The sequence below is a fragment of the Granulicatella sp. WM01 genome (genome assembly GCF_004570605.1).
GTDB lineage: Bacteria > Bacillota > Bacilli > Lactobacillales > Aerococcaceae > WM01.
Genome location: NZ_SPPB01000135.1, coordinates 1 through 488 on the forward strand (window position 1 = coordinate 1; position 488 = coordinate 488).

Here is a 488-nt window from a genome sequence, read left to right on the forward strand (position 1 = left end):
CCTGGTACGTATGGTAACGCTGGGTTATCACTTGGCTCTTCTGGTGTCTTGTCATATGGCACTTTATCTGGATTTGCTGGCTTATTAGGCTCATCTCCTTGAATTTGTGGCACATAACTTCCTGATTTCTTGTACACGAATGTCACAACTGTTTCCTCTGTTGTTACTTTTCCTTGTACGTTTGCTGGAGTTTCTTTCAAGTAGTAAGTTACTCCGTCTTTGTCAATCGTTTTTACACCATTATCTGTTGCATTGTAGTCTGTTCCAACTTCTGCGTTTTCAACAACTGGTTCTGATGCTTTCACTTCTGCTCCAGTTTCATCAACGAATTTAGCTGTCACTGTTCCCACTGGATTTTTCTCATAAGGTACTGGTGTATCTTCTGTTGGGTCTTGTGGGTTCACAATGCTTGGTGGCACATAACCTTTTGTTTTGTCCTCTGGGTCCACTGGTGTCAATGGATTGCCATCTTTATCTTTTGGTGTGTA

At 41.8% G+C, this 488-nt stretch carries 1 protein-coding gene; it reads right to left on the reverse strand.

Annotated features, from left to right (window positions below):
* Positions 1 to 488, reverse strand: a 488-nt coding sequence (locus E4T68_RS08995) for a MucBP domain-containing protein (RefSeq protein WP_167753884.1), incomplete at both ends; no start/stop codon positions are given.